Here is a 23,225-nt window from a genome sequence, read left to right on the forward strand (position 1 = left end):
TCATGAAGCTCACACTGCGCGTCTGGCGCCAGGGCGGCCCGCAGGACAAGGGCCGGATGGTCGAGTACAAGCTCGACGACGTCTCCCCGGACGCCTCGTTCCTGGAGATGCTGGACGTCCTCAACGAGAAGCTCATCGCCTCCGGCGAGGAGCCGATCGCGTTCGACCACGACTGCCGCGAGGGCATCTGCGGCATGTGCTCGCTGGTCATCAACGGCACCCCGCACGGCCCGGAGCGCGCCACCACCACGTGCCAGCTCCACATGCGGAAGTTCAAGGACGGCGAGGTCATCGACGTCGAGCCGTGGCGGGCCAAGGCGTTCCCGGTCGTCAAGGACCTGGTCGTCGACCGGTCGGCGTTCGACCGGATGATCCAGGCGGGCGGCTACATCACCGCCCCGACCGGCACCGCGCCCGAGGCGCACTCGACGCCCGTCCCGAAGCCGGACGCCGACCGCGCGTTCGAGGCCGCCGAGTGCATCGGCTGCGGCGCCTGCGTCGCGGCCTGCCCGAACGGCTCGGCCGCCCTGTTCCTCGGCGCCAAGGTCACCCACCTCGGTCTGATGCCGCAGGGCCAGCCCGAGCGCTGGGACCGCGTCGTGTCCATGCTGGAGACCCACGACGAGGAGGGCTTCGGCGGCTGCACCAACACCGGCGAGTGCACCGCCGCCTGCCCGAAGGGCATCCCGCTGGACGTCATCGGCCGGCTGAACCACGACTACCTGAAGGCGACCGCCGGCGGGAAGAAGCGGTAACCGCGCCCCCTGTTCTCGGTCCCGCCCGGAGTACCGGGCGGGACCGTTCTAATGTGGCCGCATGACGATCACTTTGCTGCCCTACCACCAGGACGAACGGCTCCCCGACGCCTCCTTCCCCCTCCCCGGTCACGACGTCGTCGCGGTGGAGCCCGAACTCCCCGACGGCGACGTCTGGCAGCGCGTCGCGGCCCTGTTCGAACCGGTCGCGGCCGAGGTCGCCGGGCAGATCGGCAAGGGCTCGATGCCGCGTGTGGTCTCGGGCGACTGCCTGACCGCCGAGGCCGTCCTCGCGGGCGTGCAGAAGGCCGGGGTGGACGCCGCCATCGTCTGGTTCGACGCGCACGGCGACGTCCACACCACGGAGAGCTCGACGTCCGGCTACATCGGCGGGATGCCGCTCCGGCAGATCCTCGGCGCCGACACCGCCCTGCTCGCCGACCGGCTCGGCCTGCGCACGCTGGCGGAGGACCGGGCCGTCCTGGTGGACGCCCGCGACCTCGACCCGGCCGAGGCGGAGTTCCTCGCGTCCTCGCAGGTGAGGCGCTGCGCGGTCGACGACGTGACGCTGCCTCCCGGGCCGCTGGTGCTGCACATCGACGTGGACGTCATCGACGCCGCCGACCTGCCCGGGCTGAAGTTCCCCGTGGGCGGCGGGCCGTCCTACGACGCGGTCGTCGCGTCCGTCCGACGGATCATGGCGACCGGCCGCGTGGCCGCGCTGGACATCGCCTGCCCCTGGCATCCGCCTCAGGACGGGGACGGCGACGTCCGCGCCCGGCTGCTGAAGGATCTCCTGACCGCCTGACGACGAGTGCGCGCCGGGTCCCCGAACCGCTTCGACATGCGGTGATCTTGCCGTAGCATGCTCACGCACATGCATGAGGGGGTGCATATGCATGGGCTGATGCACTGTGCAAGCGGAGCGGGTCCGGCGGTGCACCGGACGATCCTCTGCCTCGACGTCGAGGGCTACGGGCGCCGCACCAACGGGGACCAGCTCGCCGTCCGGGCGGGCTTATACGGCGCCCTGCGAAGGGCCCTCGCCGACTCCGGCGTGCCCGCGTCCTCCTGCTACTGCGAGGACCGGGGCGACGGAGCCATGATCCTCATCAGGCCGGACGTGCCGAAGGAGCGGGTGGCCGGCCCGTTCCCGGCGCGGCTGGCCGCCCTGATCGAACGGCACAACGGCGGCGCCCCGCCGGGCGCCCGCATCCGGGTGCGCGTCGCCGTGCACGCCGGCGAGGTCCACCACGACGACCACGGCGTGGCCGGCACCGCGATCAACAAGGCGTTCCGGCTGCTGTCGGCGCCTCCGCTCAAGGACGCGCTGCGCACCTCCCCCGGCGTCCTGGCGCTGATCACCTCCGGCTGGTTCTTCGAGGAGGTCGTGCGGCAGAACCCCGCGTGCCTCGCGGCCGCCTTCCGGCCCGCGCACGTCGCCGTCAAGGAACTCCGCGAGCGGGCCTGGATGCGGCTGCCGGAGACCTGGCCGCATGCGGACACCGACCGGGACCGCCGGCTGCTCGCCCTCCACCCCGGCGCGGAGATCTCCGTCCCGGCCGCGGCGGCCCTCCTCGACGTCCCGGACGCCGAGGCGCGCGTCCTGCTCGACGGCCTCGGCCTGGTGGAGCACGCCGAGGGCCGGTACGGCGTGCCCGTCCCCGACGGCGGGCCCGGCCTCGCGCCTGGCGAGCGCTCCGCCGCCGTCCGCCGCGTCCTCGGCTGGTACCTGGGCACCGCCGACAACGCGCGCCGCCTGCTGTGCCCGGACCGCGTCACCGCGGCGCTGGCGCTGCCGGGCGAACCGGGCCGCGCCCTCTCCTTCGCCTCCGCGGACGAGGCCCGGCACTGGTGCGAGACCGAGCGGCACAACCTGGTCGCCGCCGCCCGCGCCGCCGCCGCCGAGGGCCACCACGACATCGCCTGGCGGCTCCCGCTCGCCCTGTGGACGTTCTTCTTCCTCCGCACCGCCTGGACCGACTGGTACGAGGCGCTCCGCACCGGCCTCGCGTCCGCCCGCGTCCTCGGCGACGACCGCGGCATCGCCTACGCGCTCGGCGGCCTCGGCTACGCCTGCCAGAGCCGCTGGCGGTTCGAGGAGTCCGCGGAGCTGTTCACCGCGGCGTGCAAGGTGTTCTCCCGGCTCGGCGACGTCCGGGGCGAGGCGTGGGCCCTGCACGGGCTCGGCTACGCCTGCCGCCGCCTCCAGCGGTACCGCGAGGCCGTCGCCCACCACCGCCGCTCCATGCTGCTGGCCGGCCTGCTGGGCGACCGCCGCAACATGGGGCGCGCGCTGACCGGCCTCGGCTACGCCTATGCCGGGCTCGCCGACTTCGGCTCGTCCCTGGACCACTTCGAGCAGGCCCACGACCTCGCGCTCGACGCCGACGGGCGCACCCTCGGCTGGGCCCTGCACGGGCTCGGCTACGCCCACCACGGCCTGCGCCGCCTGCACACCGCCATCGTCCACTACGAGAAGGCGCTGGAGGTCTTCCGCGAGTTCGGCGACCGACCGGGCCAGGGCGAGACCCTCTACAACCTCGGCCGCGCCCACATGCAGATGTCCCGCCCGGACGCCGCCCGCGACTGCTGGATGCGCGCCCTCGCCATCTTCGAGGACCTCCAGACCCCGCGGACCCGATCAGAGATCATGACGGGATGACCCTCCAGCAGCACATGCGCCGGGCCGCCGAAGACTCCCTGCTCTCGTTCCCCGAGGCCCTCCGCCCCGACATCTACGTCATCTCGCTCCGGATCTCGCACGGCGAGTTCTCGACCGTCCACGGGCTGCCCGACTACCCCTACGACCCGTACATGGCGATCGGCTACAACACCGAGAGCAACGTCCGGCGCAACCTCGAAGGCTCCGCCGACCCGCTGGAGGTGCGCTGGAGCTACGCCTACATGCTGCTGGAGGAGGCGGGCCCGGCCGGCCACCACCCCGCCGACCCGGAGGGCACCGCCCTCTACCTGGACGAGGTGAAGCGCCTCGGCCTCTGGTACGAGCCCGGCGAGGACGCGGAGGACGAGCGGGACGAACGGCTCTGCGCCCACTTCGACGACCTCTGCGTCGACGCCGCGCGGCACCTGCGCTCCAGCGGCCTCGTCCAGAGGGTGCTGGGCCGCGAGGTGCCCATCGTCCTGTTCGACATGTTCCGCATCATCGAACCCGACGCCACCCAGGCCGCCAACCCGCCCCACCTCGTCCCCGCCGACTACCTGACCCTCCAGCAGGGCTGAACCGGAGGGCATGGCGGACGGTTGGCATGGTGGCCGACCGGCTCTGGCTAGGCGCTGACGAGGGTCTCCACGCCGGCGGGGAGGGTGCCGGCGAGGCCGGCTTCCACGAGGAACGTCTGGAGGGTCTCCTGGAACGCGCGGGCGGCGTGGGTGAGTTCGACGTCCTTGCGGTGGGCCAGGGCGATGGTGCGGAGCAGGCCGGGGCCGTGGCGGCCGCGGCGCGCCTCCTCGTCGGCCAGGACGAGCGGGGTCCCGCGCAGACCGGGGCGTCCGGCCAGCACCATGCTGGGGACGACCGCGATGCCGAGCCCGACCTCCACGAAGCGCAGGACGGCGTCCATCTCGCCGCCCTCGACCGCGAACCTCGGCTCGAACCCCGCCGCGCGGCAGGCGCTGATGGTCGCCTCGCGCAGGTCGTACCCGGGACGGAACATCACCAGCGGGCGGTTCTGCAGGTCCTCGATGCGCAGGTACGAGCGGCGCGGGAGCTGCGCGGCCTTCGGGGAGCGCTCCGCCGCGCCCGGCTCGGGGCACGCCGGAGAGGCCACCACCAGGTGCTCGCGCAGGATCGGGATCGTGTCCAGCGGCGGGTCGCCGTGCAGCGGGAGGATGACCAGGGCCATGTCCAGCGAGCCGCGCGTCAGCTCCCGGACGAGGTCGCGCGAGCCGCCCTCCTCGACGATGAGCTGGATCCCCGGATACGCGTCGTGGAAGCGGCGCAGGACGTCCGCCAGCAGGCCCGCGCACAGGGACGGCGTCGCGCCGAGCCGCACCCGCCCGCGTTTGAGGCCCACCAGCTCCTGCACTTCGAGGCGGGCCGTGTCGACGTCGGCCAGTATGCGCTTCGCCAGCGGCAGCAGCGCCTCACCGGCCGGCGTGAGGGTGATGTTCCCCCGGGCGCGGCTGAACAGCGAGACGTTCAGCTCGTTCTCCAGCGCGCGGATCTGCTTGGACAGCGACGGCTGCGCGACGCGCAGCAGCTCGGCGGCCTGTGTGAAGTGGCGTACCTCGGCGACCGCGACGAAATAGGAGAGCTGCTGCAACTGCATCCTGCACAGCGTACGGGTCGCCTCGCGATCCGACCGGCACCGGGGCGCCGCCCGGTGGCCTCAGCGCGCGTGGCGGCGTAAGGCCTGGAGGTCGTGGACGATGAGGCGGCGGCGGCCCGTCTCGATCCAGCCGTGCCGGCGCAGCGTGCGCAGCGCCTTGCTGACCGCCTCGCGGGACGCGCCCACCCAGCCCGCCAGCTCCTCCTGCGACAGGTTCAGCGTGATCCGGACGCTCTCGCCGCCCGCCCCCGCCGCCGCCTGCGTGCCCGTCCGGCGGTCGTAGGGGACCCCGAACCGCTCCGCCAGTTCGACGAGGCGCTGCGCCACCCGTCCCGTCGCGTCGAACATGCCGAACTCGACGCGCTTGCGGTCGGCGTCGCGCCAGCGCTGGCACAGCATCCGCATGATGAGGATGGAGACGCGTCCGTGGGCCTGCAGGAACGCCATGAACTCGTCGGCCGTGACCGCGAGCGCCCGCACCGGTTCGAGCGCCGTGACCGTCGCCGACCGGGGCAGCCCGTCGATCGCGGCGACCTCGCCGAGCAGCGCCCCCGGGCCGCGCACCGCGAGCAGCGTCTCGCCGCCCAGCTCGCGGTAGGAGCACGCCTTGACCCGGCCCTGCAGCAGCACCGCCACCCAGCCGGGCTCCTCCCCCTCGATGAAGAGCGTCTCCCCCCGGTCGAAGTCGCGGACGCGGCCGCGTGCCGCCAGCTCCTCGCGTTCCGCCGGGGTGAGCTCGGCGAGGAACGAGCCCGGTTCGAGGGCGCTCATGCCCACCACGCTAAAGGGCCTGGAGCGTTCCCGCCTCCCGGGAAAGAATCACGGTTCAATCACGCGTTGTGTGCACTTATCCCTACTCGAACGTTCGAGGGTGCGCCAGTGTTGGACACGGCGTGTTCGGCCGGGCGGTCGTCCAGGCGTTCACGGCGTTCACGGGGAACGGCGGAACGGCGGGCGGCGGGCCGGGGGCGCGCCGCCCGCCGGGCCCCGGGAGCGCCGCACGCCAGAGCGTCGCCCCCGTGACGGGAAGCGGTGGAAAACGCGAACGCCCCCCGTCGCGCGGGGCGGCGGGGGACGTTCGCGAAACTCCCTGCGGACGGCTCTGCGCGATCAGGCGGACGGGGTGTCCTCGCCCTTGCGCACGATGCCGAGCTTGCTGCCGAGCCACACCAGCGGGTCGTACTTGCGGCCGACGACGCGCTCCTTCATCGGGATCAGCGCGTTGTCGGTGATCTTGATGTGCTCGGGGCAGACCTCGGTGCAGCACTTGGTGATGTTGCAGAAGCCGAGGCCGTGGTCGTCCTGCGCGATGTTGCGCCGGTCGGCCTGGTCGGCCGGGTGCATCTCCAGCTCCCCGATCCGCATCAGGAAGCGCGGTCCCGCGAACTCGGGCTTGTTCTCCTCGTGGTCACGGATGACGTGGCAGACGTTCTGGCACAGGAAGCACTCGATGCACTTGCGGAACTCCTGCGAGCGCTCGACGTCCACCTGCTGCATGCGCAGCTCGCCCGGCTTGGCGTCGCCCGGGTCGAACGAGGGGATCTCCCGCGCCTTCTCGTAGTTGAACGAGACGTCCGTGACCAGGTCGCGGATCACGGGGAAGGTGCGGACCGGGGTGACCGTGATGGTCTCGTCCGGGTCGAAGGTCGACATCCGGGTCATGCACAGCAGCCGCGGCATGCCGTTGACCTCCGCGGAGCACGAGCCGCACTTGCCGGCCTTGCAGTTCCACCGGACGGCGAGGTCGGGCGCCTGCGTGGCCTGCAGCCGGTGGATGATGTCGAGGACGACCTCGCCCTCGTTCACCTCGACCGTGTAGTCGGTGAGCTCGCCCGCGCCGTCGTCGCCGCGCCAGACCTTGAACTTCGCCTCGTAGCTCATCGGTCGTCCTCCTCGGTCTCCGCAGCGTCGGCGGCGGCGGGAGCCTGCTCGGCGAGGCGCGCCGGCAGCTCCTCGTCGGTCAGGTACTTCTTCAGCTCGTCGTTCTCGAACAGTTCGAGCAGGTCGGGGCGCATCGGCGTGAGCGGCTGGCGCTTCAGCTCGACGTGCGGGGCGGACGGGTCGCCGGCCAGCGAGCAGACCAGGTTGATCTTCCGCCACTCCGGCGACATCACCGGATAGTCGTCGCGGGTGTGGCCGCCGCGGCTCTCCTGGCGCTCCAGCGCCGCCTTCGCGACCGCCTCGGACACCAGCAGCATGTTGCGCAGGTCGAGCGCGAGGTGCCAGCCCGGGTGGTAGCCGCGCCCGTCGCCGACCGCGACGGGGTCGACGCTGACGCTCGCGACCCGCTCGCGGAGCTTGCCGAGCGACTCGATGGCCTGCTCCAGCTCCCCCTCCTTGCGGATGATGCCGACCAGCTCGTTCATCGTCTGCTGCAGCTCGGCGTGGACGGCGTAGGGGTTCTCGCCGCCCTCCCGCTCGAACGGCGCCAGCGCCTCGGACGTCGCCGCCTCGATCTCGTCGTCCGGGACGGCCGGGCGCGCGGGCAGGGCGTCCACGTACTCCGACGCGCCGAGCCCGGCCCGGCGGCCGAACACCAGCAGGTCGGACAGCGAGTTGCCGCCGAGCCGGTTCGAGCCGTGCATGCCGCCGGAGACCTCACCGGCCGCGAACAGCCCGGGGACCTTCGCCGCGCCGGTGTCGGGGTCGACCTCGACCCCGCCCATCACGTAGTGGCAGGTCGGGCCGACCTCCATCGGCTCCTTGGTGATGTCGACGTCCGCCAGCTCCTTGAACTGGTGGTACATCGACGGCAGCCGCTTGACGATCTCGGCGGCGCCGCCCGGCATCCGGTCGACGACGGTGAGGAAGACCCCGCCGTGCGGCGATCCGCGCCCCGCCTTGACCTCGGAGTTGATCGCGCGCGCCACCTCGTCGCGCGGGAGCAGCTCGGGCGGGCGCTTGTTGTTGTCGGGGTCGTCGTACCAGCGGTCGCCCTCCTCCTCGGTGGTGGCGTACTGGTTCTTGAAGACCTCGGGGATGTAGTCGAACATGAACCGCTTGCCCTCGGAGTTGCGCAGGACTCCGCGGTCGCCGCGCACCGACTCCGTCACGAGGATGCCCTTGACGGACGGCGGCCAGACCATCCCGGTGGGGTGGAACTGCACGAACTCCATGTTCAGCAGCGTCCCGCCGGCGAGCAGGGCCAGCGCGTGCCCGTCCCCGGTGTACTCCCAGGAGTTGGACGTGACCTTGAAGGCCTTGCCGATGCCGCCGGTCGCCAGCACCACCGCGGGCGCCTCGAACACGACGAACCTGCCCGTCTCGCGGACGTAGCCGAACGCGCCGCAGATCCTGCCGTCGGCGTCCTTCAGCAGCCGGGTGACCGTGGTCTCGGCCCAGACCTTCAGGTTGGCCTCGTAGTCGCCGTGCTCGGCGTGGTCCTCCTGCTGGAGGGCGACGATCTTCTGCTGGGCGGTGCGGATCAGCTCCAGGCCCGTCCGGTCGCCGACGTGCGCCAGCCGCGGGTACTCGTGCCCGCCGAAGTTGCGCTGGCTGATCTTGCCGTCCTTGGTGCGGTCGAACAGCGCGCCCCACAGCTCCAGCTCCCAGATGCGCTCCGGGGCCTCCTTGGCGTGCAGCTCCGCCATCCGCCAGCTGTTCATGAACTTGCCGCCGCGCATGGTGTCGCGGAAGTGGACCATCCAGTTGTCGTTGGCGTTGACGTTGCCCATCGCGGCGGCGGCGCCGCCCTCGGCCATCACCGTGTGGGCCTTGCCGAACAGCGACTTCGAGATGATCGCGGTCTTCTTGCCCTGGAGGCGCGCCTCGATCGCCGCGCGCAGACCGGCGCCGCCGGCGCCGATCACCACGACGTCGTACGAGTGCCTCTCGATCTCAGTCATGATTCCTTGGCCTCAGTTGAAGATACGCAGGTCGGAGATGGTGCCGCTGGCCACCAGCGCGACGTACAGGTCGGCCACCACCAGCGAGCCCAGGGTGATCAGGGCGTAGTTCCCGTGCTGCTGGTTGATCTTGGACACCCAGCCCCACATCCGGTACCGGAACGGGTGCTTGGAGAAGTTCTTCAGGCGTCCGCCGACGATGTGCCGGCACGAGTGGCACGACAGCGTGTACAGCCAGAGCAGCACCACGTTCGCGACCAGGATGAGCGTGCCGAGCCCGATGCCGAACCCGCCGTCCTTGCCGTGGAAGGCGCGGGCCGCGTCCCAGGTGTTGATGAGGGAGATCAGCACGGCGGCGATCCAGAAGTACCGGTGCAGGTTCTGGCCGATCAGGGGGAAGCGGCGCTCACCGGTGTACTTCGCGTGCGGCTCGCGGACCGCGCACGCGGACGGCGCGGCCCAGAACGAGCGGTAGTAGGCCTTGCGGTAGTAGTAGCACGTCAGCCGGAACAGCAGCAGGAACGGCAGCGAGATCGCCGCGAAGGGGATCCAGCCGCGGGTGCTCGCGGGCAGGAAGGTGCCGAACTCCGCCGCGTCGCCCGTGTGGCCGTCCGCCGTGACGTTGTTGCAGATCTCGTTCAGGCACGGGGAGTAGAACGGCGTCAGGTAGTGGAACTCCGGCACGTAGAACGCGGAGCCCCAGAAGGCCCGGACGGTGGCGTACACCACCCAGGCCGTGAAGATCACGAAGGTCGTGACCGGATACAGGCGCCAGTTGTCCTTGCGGAGGGTGCGTTCCTTGATCTGGGCGCGCGACTTGGCCGGCGCCTCCACAGTGGTCATCGATCGCTCTCCTGAGCTCGGGTCGTCGTGTCCCCGTACCACGGTCCGCGCGCACCATGCGGCCGTCCGCGCCCCGGTCGCCGGTCGGGCGCCCCCGGCCGGGGCCGCGGGCGCGCGGTCGGCGCCGGTGCCGCATGCGGGCGGTGACGCCTTGTGTGCGCTTCCAGCGAAGCGACCCTACGCCACCCGCCGGGATCTGTGACATACATAACAAGCAGACCCGGATGTGAGCCTGACCACAGACTTTAGCCCGCTCAGGACCCTTTCGCGGCCCCCGGGACCCATAACCAGTCGTTATGATCAAACAGAATCGAGACGAGACCGCTCCGGCATGACCGTCCGGTCGTCCGATGTCTCCTTCAGTACCGTTCGGGCGAAGTGCGCCTCGGCCTCGCGCGTGCGGCCGGTCCCGTACACCCGCAGCACCTCGGCGAGGTCGGGAAAGCGGTCGGCGATGAGCGCGGCGGCGGCCTCGATCTCGGCGGCGGACGCCACCTCGCGCAGCAGGGCCTGGACGAGCCGGGCCGGTTCCGCGGCGCCTCGCCCGCCCGCACGCCCCGCCGGTTCCTCGGGACGCGCCGGCCCGGGCCCCGCCGGAACGCGCCCGGAGGCCGCGCCGCGCATCCCCGACGTGGTGGCCGGGGACTCCGCCCTGATCTCCTCCAGCCGTGCCTGGACCTCGGCCGCGGGCAGCGCGTCGAAGGCGGGCCCGGCCACGAGCTCCTCGACCGCCATCAGCCGGTGCAGGACCGCCGGGTTGCTGATCTTGGCGCGCTGGCCCGACATGAGCTGGGAGAGCATCGGCGCGGACAGCCCGAGCACGCCGGCGAGCCCGGACTGCGACATCCCGAGGCGGCCGAGCAGCGGCCGGACGCGGTCGCCGAGCGGCTCGCCGTACCACTCGGTCTGCAGCGCGCGGTTCCGGGCGACCGTGTCCTCGGCGACGCTCACCGCACCCCACCCCCCCTTGACGATTCGCAAATGCAAACGATAGATTCACGGTCGCACATGACGATGCCGTTCCGGATGCCATGTTGCCACGGGAAACGCGATTTGCATATGTGATGGATCAGGAGGACCGACGATGGGGCCGACACATCGCCTGGCTGCCGCCGCCGCGGCGGCCCTGCTCGCCGTGGGCGGCCTGGCCGGCTGCTCGCTGCCCGGGACGGGGTCGTCCTCGTCCGGCGACGGGAGCGGGGGCGCAGAGGGCTCGGTGGGCAAGGCGAGCTTCGACAACCCAACCAAGCCGGTGGTGCAGGGGACCGTCGACAGCCCCATCGCGCAAGGGGCCAAGGTCGACATCGCCGTCATGGGTCTCAAGGTGAAGGGGAAGCTCGCCAACCTCACCGTGCGGTTCACGCCGCGCGTCCCGGGCAACCCGGGCCGTCTCGACGCCTACGACCTGAACGGCAAGAACGGCCTCGGCACCTCGCTGATCGACCCGGTCAACCTCAAGCGGTACGTCGTGGTGAGGGACTCCGGCGACAAGGAGCTCCAGACCCACGAGATCTTCACGCCGATGCCGAACAACCAGCCCACCCTCTTCTTCTTCTCTTTCGCCGCCCCGCCCGAGAACGTGAAGGCCGTCGACGTGCAGATCGGCTCGTGGCCCGCGTTCCGCGACATCCCGGTCCAGCGGTGAGCCGCGCGCGCCGTCCGGCCGTCCTCGCGGGCGCCCTGGCCCTCGTCCTCGCCGTCCCGTCCGTCGCCGGAGCCGACCCCAGCGTGCCCGACGAGAACCTGGCCCGGAGCGTCCTGTCCCTCAACGCCGGCGCCACCGTGTACGGGATCGACCTGCAGGAAGCGGTGGTCCCCCTGGAGGAGGAAGACGCCGCCGGGAACCAGGTCACCGTCCGCATCTCGGCGGACGTCCTGTTCGATTTCGGCAAGGCGACGCTCACCGACGCCGCCCGCCGCCGCATAGCCGGGCTCGCCCCCCGCCTCCGCGGCGCCCGGGGCGCCGTCCAGGTGTCCGGGCATTCCGACTCCGTCGGCGAACCCGCCTACAACCTGGCGCTGTCCGAGCGGCGCGCCGAAGCCGTCAAGGCCGAGCTGGCGAACGCCCTGAAGGGGACGAGCCCGCGGATCGAGGCCAAGGGCTACGGCGAGACCAGGCCCGTCGCCCCGAACGAGCAGGGCGGCAGGGACGACCCCGCCGGGCGCGCCAAGAACCGCCGCGTCGAGATCACCTACCAGAAGGGATGAGCGCCGTGCGAGGCGACGACCGTGCGCATAGGGCCAAACCCGTACGCGGGGCCGAGCTCGCGCGAAGGGCCGACCCCGCGCGAAGGGCTGCCTCCACGCAAAGGGCCCGCTCCCCGCAAAGGGCCCGCTCCACGCAGAGGACCGGCTCCGCGCAGAGGGCCCGCTCCGCGCAGAGGGTCGGCCTTGTGCGGCGCGTGTCGCCGGGGCTCGCCGTCTTCCTGGCGGCAGGGCTGTTACTGGCCGGGTGCGGCGGCGGGGAGCCGAAGAAGGCCGGCCCCGGCCGGGCGGCCGGAAGGACGGCGACGCCGACCTCGGCCGCTCCCACCCCGGAGCCGACGAGCTGCCCCCGCGGCGGCGAGCTGATCAAGGCGGTCGAGATCCCGGCCGTGCAGAGCGATCCGGTGCGGATCCCGGAGACCGCGGTCGGCGGCCAGAGGATCCCGGCCGTGACGATCCCGGGTGTGGACATCCCCGCGCAGCGCGTCCCGGCCCAGTGCGTCGAGCACAGGCCCGCCCCGGGCGGCTGCCTCGGAGCGATCAGCATTCCGGGGACCTCGATCCCCGGCGTGACGATCCCCGCCGTGCGGATCCCCGGCGTGAAGGCCCCCGGGATCGACGCCCCGGCGGTCGAGCAGGAGGCCGTGTCGAGCGAGGCGGTCACGCAGCCGGCCGTCACGCAGGACGAGGTCTGCCAGAGCAAGCCCTCGGAGGAGGGCGAATACGTCAGCTCCGTGTACCGGGCGTCGCTCTACCGCGCGTCCCTCTACCGTGCTTCGGCGTACCGCGCTTCGCTGTACCGCCCGAGCGCCTGCAACGACAAGAACGAGTGCATACCGTCGGTCACCGTCCCGGGAGTGTCGGTGCCGGGCGTCAGCATCCCGGGCGTCAGCGTCCCCGGGGCGACCCTCAAGTCCTACGTGGCCGGGCCGAGCCAGGTCATCAAGGGCGACGACAGCATCGCCTTCAACATCGAGGCGGACGTCCTCTTCGACTTCGGCAAGGCCGACATCAAGCCCGCCGCGGCGGCCGAGCTGAAGAAGATCGTGGAGTCGCTGGGCAAGGAGGTCCCTGCCGACGCGCCCGTCCAGGTCGACGGCCACACCGACGCCAAGGGCGACACGGCGTCCAACCAGGCCCTCTCCGAGCGCCGCGCCAAGGCGATCGCCGACTGGCTGGCCACCGAGGGCGGCATCGACCGGTCCCGCCTGAAGGCCGCCGGCTACGGCGAGACGAAACCGGCCTTCCCCAACACCAAGCCGGACGGTTCGGACGATCCCGGGGGCCGCGCGAAGAACCGGCGCGTGGTCATCTCGGCCGCCCGGTGACGTCCCTCACCACTGCGCCCTGCCGGACCCCACGACCCGCACCCCGCGTCCGCAGAAACCGACTCCGAAAGGCCCCCCATGCGCACTGGAAGGACCGTCACCGCTTTACTCCTCCTGCCGATGGCACTGGCGGGATGCTCCGGCGGCGGTGAGCAGAAGCCGGCGTCGCACCGGACGGCGGCGGAGAAGCCGAAGCCGTACACCGGGCCGATGGCCAAGGACGCCTGGTCGTCGCTGGGCGGCGGGCACTCGCGGATCGAGATGAAGCAGGTGGAGCGGCGCGGCGACCGCTCGGTGCTGCGCTTCTACCTGACGAACCCGGGCAAGGAACCGGAGCACTACTCCTTCGGGACCACGATCGCCGGCTCGGCGTACGGCAACCTGCACTTCATGCTGGTCGACCCCGTAGGCCACAAGGCCTACACGCCGCTGTACGACAACAACGGCACGGGCAAGACCGTCGGGAGCGACCTGTTCATCATGTCCGCCTTCCCGGGCGCGCGTTACGAGACGATTCTGGAGTTCCCGCCGCTCCCCGCGTCGCTGGACCGCATGACCGTCGTCACCCCGACGACCGCCGGCGAGTTCACCGGCGTCCCCGTGGTCGACGGCCAGGGCCCGGTCAAGCCGGCCGCCCCCGTCCCCGACTTCTTCGACAAGCCCAAGCCGGGCAGCCAGGTGGCGTGGCCCGTGCGCGGGCTGGACGCGCCCGCGAAGGGCGGCGCCTACGAGCTCTACGGCATCACCGAGGGCGAGGTGAAGTCCACCACCAGCAGCGCCACCGAGGAGAAGGTCGGCCTCCGCACCGACGTGCTGTTCGCCTTCGACAAGGCGACGCTCTCCGCCCGGGCCGAGTCGATCCTGGACGAGGTGGCCGCCGAGACCAAGGCGAAGGCCGACCCTTCCAAGCCCCCGATCCTCATCACCGGGCACACGGACGGCAAGGGCGGCCACGACTACAACATGTCCCTCTCCCAGCGACGCGCCGACGCCGTCCTCAAGGAGCTCCAGGCGCGCCTCGGCACCGCCTACCAGTACAAGGCCGAAGGCAAGGGCGAGACCGAGCCCATCGCCAAGGAGGGCGGCCCCGACGACGCGCAGGCCCGCCAGAAGAACCGCCGCGTGGAGATCTCCTACCAGATCAGGCAGCGGACGGCCGGGACCGGCAGCACCACGTCCGGCGGACAGCAGGCCGACCCGGGCGGCGACGCCGGCCCGCCGGCGCCGTTCCGTCCGGACGGCCCGACGGTGGCCAGCCGCTTCGCGTCCTTCGGGCAGGGCGGCGACAAGCGCCGCATCGACGTGAAGCCCTTCTACCGCGACGGCGCGTACCTGGTCGCCGTGTTCGACATCGTCAACCTCGGCCCGGACGCCGGTCCGAACGAGCTGGAGGACTACTCGACGTCCGGCGGAGGGCCCTTCGGCGACTTCAGCGTCTCCGACCCGTCCACGCGGATCGTCTACCGCGGCGTCCGCCTGGGCAAGGACGGCGGCACCTACGTCGACCCCGGCCGGGCCTCCTTCAGGCACGACCCCGGCACCGACAACCGCGGCTTCTTCTACGTGCCCGCTCCCCCTCCGAGCGTCCGGACCGTGACCTTCAACGCGGGCCCCTTCGGGCAGATCCCCAACGTGCCCGTGCGGTGACCGCCCAGGAGTGCGGCGGGTCAGCGGGGCGGCGGGCCCAGGTGGTCGAAGATCTGCAAGGGCTCGCCGTCCAGCGTGCGGACGGGGAAGCGCAGCTCCAGCCCGCACCCGGCCAGCGCCCGGCGCGCCATGTCGGCGTCGGCGGGACGCCGCGCCGGATCGGCCGCGCACAGATGGGCGACGACCGTCCACAGCACGGGCGGCACTCCGGGAGGCGGCGCGCCGATCCGCTGGCGCGGCGCCGGGTCCCCGGCCCCGGTCAGCATCCGCCAGGCGACCATGCCGGCGGCGTACAGGTCCTGGCGCGGGCCCGGCCGGTCCCAGTCGAGCACCTCGGGCGCGAGGTAACCCGGCGTCCCCACCGCGAAGCCGGTGGTGGTGAAGCGCAGGTCGTCCTCCCCCAGCGCGATCCCGAAGTCGGCCAGCCGGACGTGCGGCGCCCCGACCGGACTCGGCTCCAGCAGCAGGTTGGCGGGCTTCACGTCCCGGTGCACGACCCCGGCACCGTGGATGTGGCTGAGCGCGGCCAGCAACTGGTCCAGGACCTCGGCCGCGTACTCGGGCGGCAGCCTGCCGTAGTCCCCGAGCAGCGTCTCCAGCGAACCCCCGCGCACGAGGTCCATGGCGAGGAGCACATCGTCGTACGCCATGCACGAGGCGTAGGGCGTCAGCACATGAGGGTGCGCCAGCCGCAGCGCCCGTTCCCGGACGACGCGCAGCATCGACGTGGGGCCCTTCTGCCGGACGAGCTTGGCCGCGCAGTACCGCGCCTCGGCATGGTCGTACGCGCGCCACACACGGCTCGTCCCGCCCGCTCCGATCCGGTCGAGCATGGTGAACCGACCGCCGATCACCCACCCCGAGTCCACGGCACCGATCGTACGGAAGTCCACCCGGCCCGGGGACGCCGGATTTCCGCATCCTTGTCAACAGAACGGATGTTCTGCGCATCTAACAAAAGGAGGCACAGGCTCCCCGCGGTCGGACACCTCCTTAGACTGGCTGATCACTCTGACCACGTGCCCTCGACAGGGCCCGCCCGGAACGGGACCGATGAGCGACAAAGACCCGCGCCGCGACGACCTCGCGGGTGACGAGGCCGCCCGGAAGGCACCGGCGGCCTCCGAGCCGACCGGCGGCACCGCGTCAGGGACTCCGGAGCAAGGCGACGATTCCGCGGACGCCGGAAAGGCGCCGGCCGGCGGGCGCGGCACACCTGGAACCGGTGACGGCGTAATGGCCGCCGCGGCGTCCAAGCAGACCGACCGTTCCGCGGAGGCCGAATCCGCCGGCCCGAGCGACTCCGAGCAGGACAATGGCGGCGCCGACGCATCAGAAGAGCCTGTCGCCGACGACGAAAAGGGCACCGCGTCCCACGGGGCTCCGCCAGAGGGAGACCCGCCGGGCGGCACCCCGCCTTCCGCGCCCCGGCGAGGCGGACGGCGGCGCAGGGGACTGCGGTGGGCCGCGGTCGGCGCCGTCGCCGTGCTGCTGGCCGGAGGCGGCGGGGCGGCGTGGCTCTACCACGACCTGGTCGGCGGGATCGAGCAGAAGCGCGTCAGCGACAAACTCGGCGCGAACCGGCCGAAGAAGCTGAACAAGTCGCTCAACATCCTGCTGATCGGGTCCGACACGCGGGAGGGCGAGAACTCCGAGTACGCGGTGCCCGGAATGGCCGGGGCGCGGTCGGACACCACGATCCTGCTGCACCTGTCGCCGAACCGGGACCAGGCCGTCGGGGTCAGCTTCCCCCGGGACTCGATGGTGAAGATCCCGTCCTGCAAGAAGGAGAAGGGCGGCACAGTCCCCGCGCAGTTCGGAATGCTGAACGCGGCGTTCGCGTACGCGGGGCCGACGTGCACCTGGAAGATGCTGGAGTCGCTCACCGGCATCCACATCGACCATTTCGTGCAGGTCGACTTCGCCGGGTTCAAGCGGATGGTGGACGCCCTGGGCGGCGTCGAGATCTGCGTGGACAAGCCCGTGAACGATCCGCGCGCCGAGCTGTTCCTGAAGGCCGGCAAGCAGACCGTGAAGGGCGACGACGCGCTCGGGTACGTCCGGGCGCGCTACTCGCTCGGCGACGGGTCCGACCTGGAGCGGATCGAGCGGCAGCAGAAGTTCATGGCGGCCGTCGTCGACAAGGCCACGAGCGGATCCGTCCTCACCGACCCGGCGAAGACCTACAAGTTCCTCAAGGCCGCCACGAAGTCGATGACGACCGACGACGACCTGGACCTGGCGGGCATGCGCAAGCTGGCGGACGGGCTCAAGGGGATGAGCGCGGGCCAGGTGCGGTTCGTGACCGTCCCGGTGAAGGGGTACGCGCCGGACCCGAACCGCGTCCAGTGGAACGAGGAGCTCGCGAAGCCGCTGTTCGAGGCGATCCGGCACGACGACCGGCTGCCCGCCGAACCCGCGAAGCCCGTCCAGGCGGCGCCGCAACCGCCCGCGCCCGGCAAGGTGCACGTCACCGTCGTCGACGCGGGCGCGCGCGACCCCCTGGTGAAGCGGGTCGTGCGGCAACTGCGGCTGCGGGGCTTCAAGGTGACGGGCAAGGTCGAGAAGGCCGCCGCCGCGCCGGAGAGCCGCATCGTCTACGCCCCGTCCGGCGAGGCGCAGGCGTCGGCACTGGCACGCGACCTCCCCGACGCCCTCCTCACCGCCGACAACGCCGCCCCGGCCGACGGGATCCGCCTCGTCATCGGCAAGAACGGCCTCCGCCTCGCCCCACCCGCCATCAACAAGATCAGCGGCGGCGTCAAAGCCGACCGCAAACTCTGCGGCTGACACCCGGCTCCCGGACCCCGAACGCTCCACCGTCCGGCTCACCGCTCGCCGCGTGCGGCCGCACGCCGAACCTCACCGCAGGAGGAAACGATGGGCCATCTGATCGGAGTCGCCCTCGGGGTCGCGGTCTTCTGCGGCGGCGTCTACGAACTGGTGACGCGGCTGCGCCTGCAAGGCCGGATGGCCCGCGCGGAGGGCGTCTTCGTCGGGCGGGACGACGTGATGGGCCCCGGCGGTCCGAGCACCAGGAGCCGCGTGGGGCGGTTCCGGTTCACCACCCCGCAGGGGCGCCCCGTCGAGGCCTCCAGTTCCCTGCACTCCTTTCCGGGCCCCAAGCCGGGCAAGCCCGTGACGGTGGTCTACGACCCGGCCCGTCCCGAGGACACCGCCGAACGCCTCGGCGTCCACTACCTGCAGCTGTTCGCGATCGGACCGCTGGTCATGGCCATAGGCATCGCCGTAGCCGCAGCGAACGCGGCCGGCCTGTGACACCCCGCCCTTCGGGGACGACGCCACCCGCTCTCACCGGCGAATACCTGGAGACCGCCGACCATTCGCCTCAGACCAATGCCCGCCACATCTGCACGGCGAGGAACCCTAAGCCGAGTCCTAACGCCAGCATGAAAACGGCCATCGCCAGCACGTAGGCGACGCCGAACTTCAGGTAGGCGCGCGCGGGCCTTGCGGAGTCGTAGAGGACCTCGACGACCTCGCCGACCTTCCAGGTTTGCGTCGTCTTCTGTTCGAAGGTGTACTCCCGCCCGTCCGCCGCCCGGTAGCGGACCTCGAGAACGGGATTGGACGCGCCGGTCCCGTCATGGTCCAGGACCCGGCTCACCACTCTGCCGCGGGTGCGCTCCGCCCGCCCCAGGAACCTGAGCCTTCCGACCAGGAAGACCGGGACGGAGCAGACGAGCCCCAGCGCAAGCAACGTGATCAGGCACGCGACGACGACGCCCATCCCGTCCCCTCAACCGGCCGCGGCGGCGAAGGCCAGCACCGAGACGAGGGCCCCGGCGAGCATGTAGGGGCCGAACGGGAACTCGCCCTTGCGCGAGCGCCGGACGATCATGATGCCCACGGCCACCACGCCGCCGAGCAGGTAGGTCACCAGCAGGCCGACCACCCACGCGTCCTGCCCGAACCAGCCGAGGTAGAGGCCGAGCACGCCGGACAGCTTGACGTCGCCCAGGCCGATCCCCGACGGGACCAGGAACGCCTGCACGAAGTACAGCGCGAACAGTGCGGCCATGCCGATGAGCGCGTGCTCGAACCGGCGCAGGCCGGCGTCGGTGAACGGCGCCGCCGCGGCGAGCAGCGCCGCCGCGATGCCGTAGGAGGGGAGCGTGAACCGGTCGGGCAGCCGCTTGACGGCCACGTCGATGAAGCCGAGCAGGGCGCCGACGGCCGCGAGGTACAGCAGCGCGGGGAGGACGGGCTCGAAGCCGACCCGCCACCCCAGCAGGCCGTAGAGGACCGCGGTGACCAGCCCCAGGACGACACGGCGGCGGCGCGGGACGTCTCCGACGTACGGCGCCGCCAACGGCGCCGCGAGCAGCCCGACGACCAGCCCGACGGGCACCAGCACCAACGCCGCCATCGATCCTCGCCCCGATCCACCGGATTCCTCGCCCCGGCACGTCCGACCGGACGGGTGCGCGGAACGCCCCCGCGCCATCCAATCGGCCGCACCCGCCGCACCACATGGGCCCCAGGGCCCAATTCGGCGAAGCGGACGTCAGGTCGCGGCCACGAACAGCATGACGAGACCGAGGACCGCGAAGACGCAGCCGGCGGCGATCATGCCGACCGATCCGGACAGGGCGCGCCCGGAGGAGGTGTCCATCCGCGCCTCGCGCGGGTTCCGCGGATCGTAGAGCACCGCCACGGGGCGCCCCTTGAGCCGGTTCAACTCGAACGACCCGCCCCTCGTCTGCCCGACGGTCTCGATCTCGGCGCCTTCCATCGTCCGGAACCGCAGCACCGGGAAGAACTCGTAGCTGTCGCTTCTCTCGACCCGGTGGATTCCGGCGACGACCCCCGGGACCCGCTGCGCCGAGGCCATGAACTCGCGGCCCGAGCGGTACCGCTGGATCCCGCCGACGACGAAGGCGACGCCGAACGCCAGGGCCAGGAGCGCGAGGAGCCAGAAGGACATCAGGACATCACCAGTACCCGCCGAGCCCGTCGTTCTTGACGCTGATGACCACGGCCAGCGCCAGCCCCGCGGCCGCGCCGGCCGCACCCTCGGCAACGTACAGCACGGCCGAGAGCGTGTCGCCGCTCCCGCCGATCGGGGCCGCGATCCCGGCGAGGGTCACCACCAGCGGCATCGGGAGGACGCTCGCGAGCCAGCGCGCCTGGTTGGAGCGGTCCCGCTGGACGGCCCCGGCCATCACGACCATCGTCATGCTGATCAGGATCCACGGCAGGTCCAGCCGCAGGATCCGGTCGACGTCGGTGAACGGCTCGCCGCCCGGGGCGCCGGACGCCAGCCGCGCGACGGCCGCGAAGCCGAGCAGCCAGACGAACAGGGACGCGCCCCAGGCACCCACCAGCCTGACCATGTCAGCTCACCTTGATCGAGTCGATGATGCCGTCCACGACGTCGTCCTTGAGCTTGCCGCGCTCCCAGAGGAGGCGCACATCATGGACATGGCCGTTCTTGCCGATCACGCCGACGTCCACTCCCTGGCCCGGAGCGCTCGTCCCGCGGAAACCGGTGAAGGTGTAGTCGATGCGAAGCGCGTCCTTCGCCCCCGCGATCTTGATCGCCTTGGAGCCGGTGCGGTGGTAGCCCTTGGCGTTCATCATCGGTCCGGCCTCGATGGTCGCCTCCAGCATCTCCGGCCGGCCGCGCTCCGCCGCATCCTTGATCACCGACAGGATCGCCGTCTGCCCCGGCGCCTGCATCGACAGGGCCAGGCCGGCCTCCGGCCCGCGCTGCCAGTCCTTCGGATAGGCGATCGACAGCACCTTCGCGTCGCCGCGGACGAAGCCGTCCGGCGTCTCCCCCGACCCGCCGGACTCGCAGCCCGCGACCGTGCCCGCGACCGCCACGGCGGCCGCCGCGGCGGCGGCGATCCTCAGCCTGTTCGCACCCATGTCGGCTCCCTCAGTTCTTCGCGCATTCCGGCCACTGCTGGAAGGTCCGCTGACCATTCTGCGGTGCGCCGAGGTACTGGGAGTCGACGATCTGCTGCTTCTCTCCCTCGTATCCGCCCTCGATGCCGAACTTGAGCTCAGCGGCGATCTCGGCGCCGACCTTGAACTCGTCCACGTCGCCGGCGTAGACGTTCCGGCTGACGAGGCCGCGCTCGTAGAGCAGCTTGTCGAGCGGGTCACCGTTCGGGCCGGGGTCCTTCGACACCACCGAGCCGTTCTCGTCGAACGTGTTGCGGATGGTCTGGAACGGCATCAGGAACGCGTTGTCGTGGATCCACTTCTCGCCGATCGCCCGGTTGGAGTCGTCGAAGTTGATCGTGGTCGCGGTGACCGACACCTGCTTGTCGGTCCCCGTTCCGCCCGCGTTCTTCTTCCCGGGGTTCTTGTACCCCTCGCTGGAGTTCGTCTCCTGCGTGGTCAGCCAGGTGATGCTCTTCAGCCTGCCGTTCTTGTCATACGTGACCCGCGTCTGCCCGATGTAGGACCTCTCCCCGCCGGGCCCGTACCCGAGCGCCTTGGCGCCGCCCTTCACCGCACCCTTCACCTGGAAGGAGTACGTGGTGAGCGGGTAGCCGTCCTTCTCCGATCCGCTCTGGTCCTTGGTGACGAGCACGGCGTCGCCGGCCTTGCCCTCGATCTCCAGGCCCGTCCCGATGTCCTTCACCGACTTCTTGCCCGACGAGTCGCTGGTCAGGTTGCCGAAACCGGCGGCGCCCTTCAGCACGCCCTCCGCGCCGACCTCCCACTGCGTGATCTCGGGGTCGCGGGTCCTGGGCTTCCAGCCGGTGACCTTGTCGAAGACCCAGAGGCCGGGGCTGACCTTCTCGCCCTCCTTGCGGGCGAGGTCCCACTTCACGTCGTCCAGCCAGTCGCCCGCGGCCTTGTCGTCGGGGAAGATCCAGGTGTCGCCGTACTTGAAGTTGACCGACCCCTCGACCTTCGCGCCGAGCTCCCCGCCGAAACTGCCCTTGCCGAACTGGAGCTTGCCGCCGATCTCGGCCTCCGCGCCGAGCTTGTAGTCGGCCGGGACGATCATGATGCGGACCTTGCCGTCCGCGTACTTGATCTTCACGAACTGGAAGTTCTGCCCGACCTTGACGGAGAAGGCGGTCACCGAGTAGCCGACCTTCTTGGAGTCGGAGCCGGTGATGCACGCCGATGCCGGCGGCTTGTAGTTGTACGGCTGCGACGAGCAGTCGGTACCGCCGAAGATCTTGCAGAGCGCGATCTTGACATGCGACCCGACCGGGTTGGGCACCATGAGCAGCAGCGCCACGATCAGCAGCGAGGCGATGACCAGCAGCACCGCATATTCGATCGTCGCGGCCCCGCCGTCGCGCCGCACGCCGGCCCGGCCGAGTCCATTTCGCATGCCGGAAGGTTATTTGCGGACTAATGCCCTCCCCAGGGCCCCCGGACCCATTCCCAGGCCCGAAAAGCCGCCCGTCCACCCGCCCGCCGTCGAGGCACGCGGGGGCCCAACGACCGGGCCCGCGGACCTAGGGATCGAGAACGTCCACCGCCCCGGCCGCGACCCTGTCCCGGACGTCCCCCACGGTCATGACCTGTCCGGAGACACCCCGCACGAGGACCGGCCAGTGCGCCGCGGCGGCCTCCACCAGCTCCGCGGCGAGCGTCTGGGACTCGGCCGTGTCGAACACTTCGAGGGCGACCGAGTTGTACGGCGGCTCTCCGAGCACCTCGCGGTGCAGGCCGATCTTCCCGGGGTCCACGGGCGCCTCCCCGGGGCCGGCCGCCCGAAGCCACACCCGCGCCGCGCCCCGCTCCAGGAGCGCGTCGGTCCGGTCGTCGGGGTCGAGCCGCCCGCCGAGAGACCGGACGAGCCGCGCGACACCGCCCGGCTCCACCGTCCCCGGAAGGAGCAGCGTCACCTCCACCACCCGGTCGCGCCGTGCCGCCGCAGGGCTGGGGTCGTACCACGCGTCCGGTTGGAAGAAGCCGCTCGGCCGTTTCGCCAAGCGCCTCTGGAACTCCTCGATGCCGACGATCTGCTCGCCGAAGTCGTCCACCACCACCGGCCAGCGCTCCGCCGCAGCGAGGACGTACTCGGCGGCCAGCCACTCGCTCTCGGGATCGCTGCTCAGCTCGACCATGGCCCGCGACCGCGGCGGGCCGCCCAGGACCCGCCCATAGGCGGCGAGGAGGTCGGGACCGTAGGGCAGCGTGTCGGGCTCGAAGGGGTAGACCAGCATGAGGCCCTCGTCGCGCTCCACGGTGCCGCTCGGCGTCCCGTCGGGGCCGACGTTCGTCTCACCGCCCAGCGCGCCGACGACGTCCAGGAACTCCGCGGGGGTCACCGGCGCGCTGGAGAGCACCATCACGCTGCGCGACATC

24 protein-coding genes are annotated in these 23,225 nt (G+C 71.7%); 10 read left to right on the plus strand and 14 right to left on the minus strand.

The features are described from left to right. The first annotated feature begins 2 nt into the window (after positions 1-2). The 4 genes from ABWI07_RS37945 (at position 3) to ABWI07_RS37960 (ending at position 3,998) form a co-directional block, all read left to right on the plus strand. Positions 3-755: a succinate dehydrogenase/fumarate reductase iron-sulfur subunit gene (locus ABWI07_RS37945; protein ID WP_149260840.1), complete on the plus strand. Its 753-nt coding sequence runs from the start codon at positions 3-5 to the stop codon at positions 753-755. 61 nt (positions 756-816) lie between these two features. Continuing rightward, the gene (locus ABWI07_RS37950) at positions 817-1,563 is read left to right on the plus strand and encodes an arginase family protein (protein ID WP_353821490.1); all 747 of its coding nucleotides are present in this window, start codon (positions 817-819) and stop codon (positions 1,561-1,563) included. 129 nt (positions 1,564-1,692) lie between these two features. Then, entirely contained in the window at positions 1,693-3,420 is a 1,728-nt protein-coding gene (locus tag ABWI07_RS37955; RefSeq protein WP_353821491.1) for a tetratricopeptide repeat protein, read from the plus strand. Further along, on the plus strand, positions 3,417-3,998 hold the full coding sequence (locus ABWI07_RS37960) for a hypothetical protein (protein ID WP_353821492.1): 582 nt from the start codon (positions 3,417-3,419) through the stop codon (positions 3,996-3,998). Before ABWI07_RS37955 ends, ABWI07_RS37960 begins: the two co-directional genes overlap by 4 nt. Positions 3,999-4,045: 47 nt before the next feature. Here the strand turns inward: ABWI07_RS37960 and ABWI07_RS37965 are convergent, their stop codons facing one another. The 6 genes from ABWI07_RS37965 to ABWI07_RS37990 all read right to left on the minus strand — a co-directional run bounded on the left by ABWI07_RS37965 (position 4,046) and on the right by ABWI07_RS37990 (position 10,716). Then, the gene (locus tag ABWI07_RS37965) at positions 4,046-5,047 is read right to left on the minus strand and encodes a LysR family transcriptional regulator (RefSeq protein ID WP_149260843.1); all 1,002 of its coding nucleotides are present in this window, start codon (positions 5,045-5,047) and stop codon (positions 4,046-4,048) included. 60 nt (positions 5,048-5,107) lie between these two features. Then, positions 5,108-5,818 carry a Crp/Fnr family transcriptional regulator gene (locus ABWI07_RS37970; protein ID WP_149260844.1) on the minus strand — a complete coding sequence of 237 codons (711 nt, stop codon included), beginning with the start codon at positions 5,816-5,818 and terminating at the stop codon, positions 5,108-5,110. A gap of 339 nt (positions 5,819-6,157) precedes the next feature. Then, positions 6,158-6,928, minus strand: a complete 771-nt coding sequence (locus ABWI07_RS37975; protein ID WP_149260845.1) for a succinate dehydrogenase/fumarate reductase iron-sulfur subunit — start codon at positions 6,926-6,928, stop codon at positions 6,158-6,160. Further along, positions 6,925-8,892 (minus strand): fumarate reductase/succinate dehydrogenase flavoprotein subunit, encoded by a 1,968-nt coding sequence (locus tag ABWI07_RS37980; RefSeq protein ID WP_149260846.1) that lies wholly within the window; start codon positions 8,890-8,892, stop codon positions 6,925-6,927. Before ABWI07_RS37980 ends, ABWI07_RS37975 begins: the two co-directional genes overlap by 4 nt. A gap of 12 nt (positions 8,893-8,904) precedes the next feature. Then, positions 8,905-9,735: a succinate dehydrogenase subunit SdhC gene (gene sdhC / locus ABWI07_RS37985; protein WP_149260847.1), complete on the minus strand. Its 831-nt coding sequence runs from the start codon at positions 9,733-9,735 to the stop codon at positions 8,905-8,907. 300 nt (positions 9,736-10,035) lie between these two features. Next, positions 10,036-10,716 (minus strand): helix-turn-helix domain-containing protein, encoded by a 681-nt coding sequence (locus ABWI07_RS37990; RefSeq protein WP_353821493.1) that lies wholly within the window; start codon positions 10,714-10,716, stop codon positions 10,036-10,038. A gap of 103 nt (positions 10,717-10,819) precedes the next feature. Between ABWI07_RS37990 and ABWI07_RS37995 the strand changes: the two genes are divergently transcribed. The 4 genes from ABWI07_RS37995 to ABWI07_RS38010 all read left to right on the plus strand — a co-directional run bounded on the left by ABWI07_RS37995 (position 10,820) and on the right by ABWI07_RS38010 (position 14,915). Then, a complete protein-coding gene (locus ABWI07_RS37995) occupies positions 10,820-11,380 on the plus strand; it encodes a hypothetical protein (protein WP_149260848.1) in 561 nt (186 codons plus the stop codon). Further along, on the plus strand, positions 11,377-11,943 hold the full coding sequence (locus ABWI07_RS38000; protein ID WP_353821494.1) for an OmpA family protein: 567 nt from the start codon (positions 11,377-11,379) through the stop codon (positions 11,941-11,943). The genes ABWI07_RS37995 and ABWI07_RS38000 overlap by 4 nt, the downstream gene beginning before the upstream one ends. A gap of 185 nt (positions 11,944-12,128) precedes the next feature. Then, positions 12,129-13,268 (plus strand): OmpA family protein, encoded by a 1,140-nt coding sequence (locus ABWI07_RS38005; RefSeq protein ID WP_353821495.1) that lies wholly within the window; start codon positions 12,129-12,131, stop codon positions 13,266-13,268. A 78-nt stretch (positions 13,269-13,346) separates the two neighbouring features. Continuing rightward, positions 13,347-14,915, plus strand: coding sequence for an OmpA family protein (locus ABWI07_RS38010; protein WP_353821496.1), 1,569 nt, complete (start codon positions 13,347-13,349; stop codon positions 14,913-14,915). Between the two features lie 20 nt (positions 14,916-14,935). Here the strand turns inward: ABWI07_RS38010 and ABWI07_RS38015 are convergent, their stop codons facing one another. Further along, complete coding sequence (locus ABWI07_RS38015) at positions 14,936-15,784, minus strand: serine/threonine-protein kinase (RefSeq protein WP_149260852.1); 849 nt, start codon at positions 15,782-15,784, stop codon at positions 14,936-14,938. A gap of 184 nt (positions 15,785-15,968) precedes the next feature. Here ABWI07_RS38015 and ABWI07_RS38020 point away from each other — a divergent pair, with 184 nt between their 5' ends. Both ABWI07_RS38020 and ABWI07_RS38025 read left to right on the plus strand, forming a co-directional pair. Next, entirely contained in the window at positions 15,969-17,705 is a 1,737-nt protein-coding gene (locus ABWI07_RS38020; protein WP_353821497.1) for an LCP family glycopolymer transferase, read from the plus strand. 90 nt (positions 17,706-17,795) lie between these two features. After that, a complete protein-coding gene (locus ABWI07_RS38025; protein ID WP_353821498.1) occupies positions 17,796-18,194 on the plus strand; it encodes a DUF3592 domain-containing protein in 399 nt (132 codons plus the stop codon). A gap of 70 nt (positions 18,195-18,264) precedes the next feature. On the opposite strand, the gene ABWI07_RS38030 is transcribed toward ABWI07_RS38025, so the two are convergent. The 7 genes from ABWI07_RS38030 to ABWI07_RS38060 form a co-directional block, all read right to left on the minus strand. Further along, the gene (locus ABWI07_RS38030; RefSeq protein ID WP_149260855.1) at positions 18,265-18,666 is read right to left on the minus strand and encodes a DUF3592 domain-containing protein; all 402 of its coding nucleotides are present in this window, start codon (positions 18,664-18,666) and stop codon (positions 18,265-18,267) included. 9 nt (positions 18,667-18,675) lie between these two features. Next, a complete protein-coding gene (locus ABWI07_RS38035) occupies positions 18,676-19,305 on the minus strand; it encodes a prepilin peptidase (RefSeq protein ID WP_353821499.1) in 630 nt (209 codons plus the stop codon). A 138-nt stretch (positions 19,306-19,443) separates the two neighbouring features. Continuing rightward, the gene (locus ABWI07_RS38040; RefSeq protein WP_353821500.1) at positions 19,444-19,863 is read right to left on the minus strand and encodes a DUF3592 domain-containing protein; all 420 of its coding nucleotides are present in this window, start codon (positions 19,861-19,863) and stop codon (positions 19,444-19,446) included. A 7-nt stretch (positions 19,864-19,870) separates the two neighbouring features. Beyond that, the gene (locus ABWI07_RS38045; protein ID WP_149260858.1) at positions 19,871-20,272 is read right to left on the minus strand and encodes a hypothetical protein; all 402 of its coding nucleotides are present in this window, start codon (positions 20,270-20,272) and stop codon (positions 19,871-19,873) included. Between the two features lies 1 nt (position 20,273). Continuing rightward, positions 20,274-20,810, minus strand: a complete 537-nt coding sequence (locus ABWI07_RS38050; protein ID WP_149260859.1) for a hypothetical protein — start codon at positions 20,808-20,810, stop codon at positions 20,274-20,276. 10 nt (positions 20,811-20,820) lie between these two features. Continuing rightward, on the minus strand, positions 20,821-22,242 hold the full coding sequence (locus ABWI07_RS38055) for a hypothetical protein (RefSeq protein WP_353821501.1): 1,422 nt from the start codon (positions 22,240-22,242) through the stop codon (positions 20,821-20,823). Between the two features lie 127 nt (positions 22,243-22,369). Next, entirely contained in the window at positions 22,370-23,224 is an 855-nt protein-coding gene (locus ABWI07_RS38060; protein WP_353821502.1) for a hypothetical protein, read from the minus strand. Position 23,225 lies beyond the last annotated feature (1 nt).

It is taken from the genome of Actinomadura sp. NPDC000600 (assembly GCF_040492135.1).
GTDB lineage: Bacteria > Actinomycetota > Actinomycetes > Streptosporangiales > Streptosporangiaceae > Spirillospora.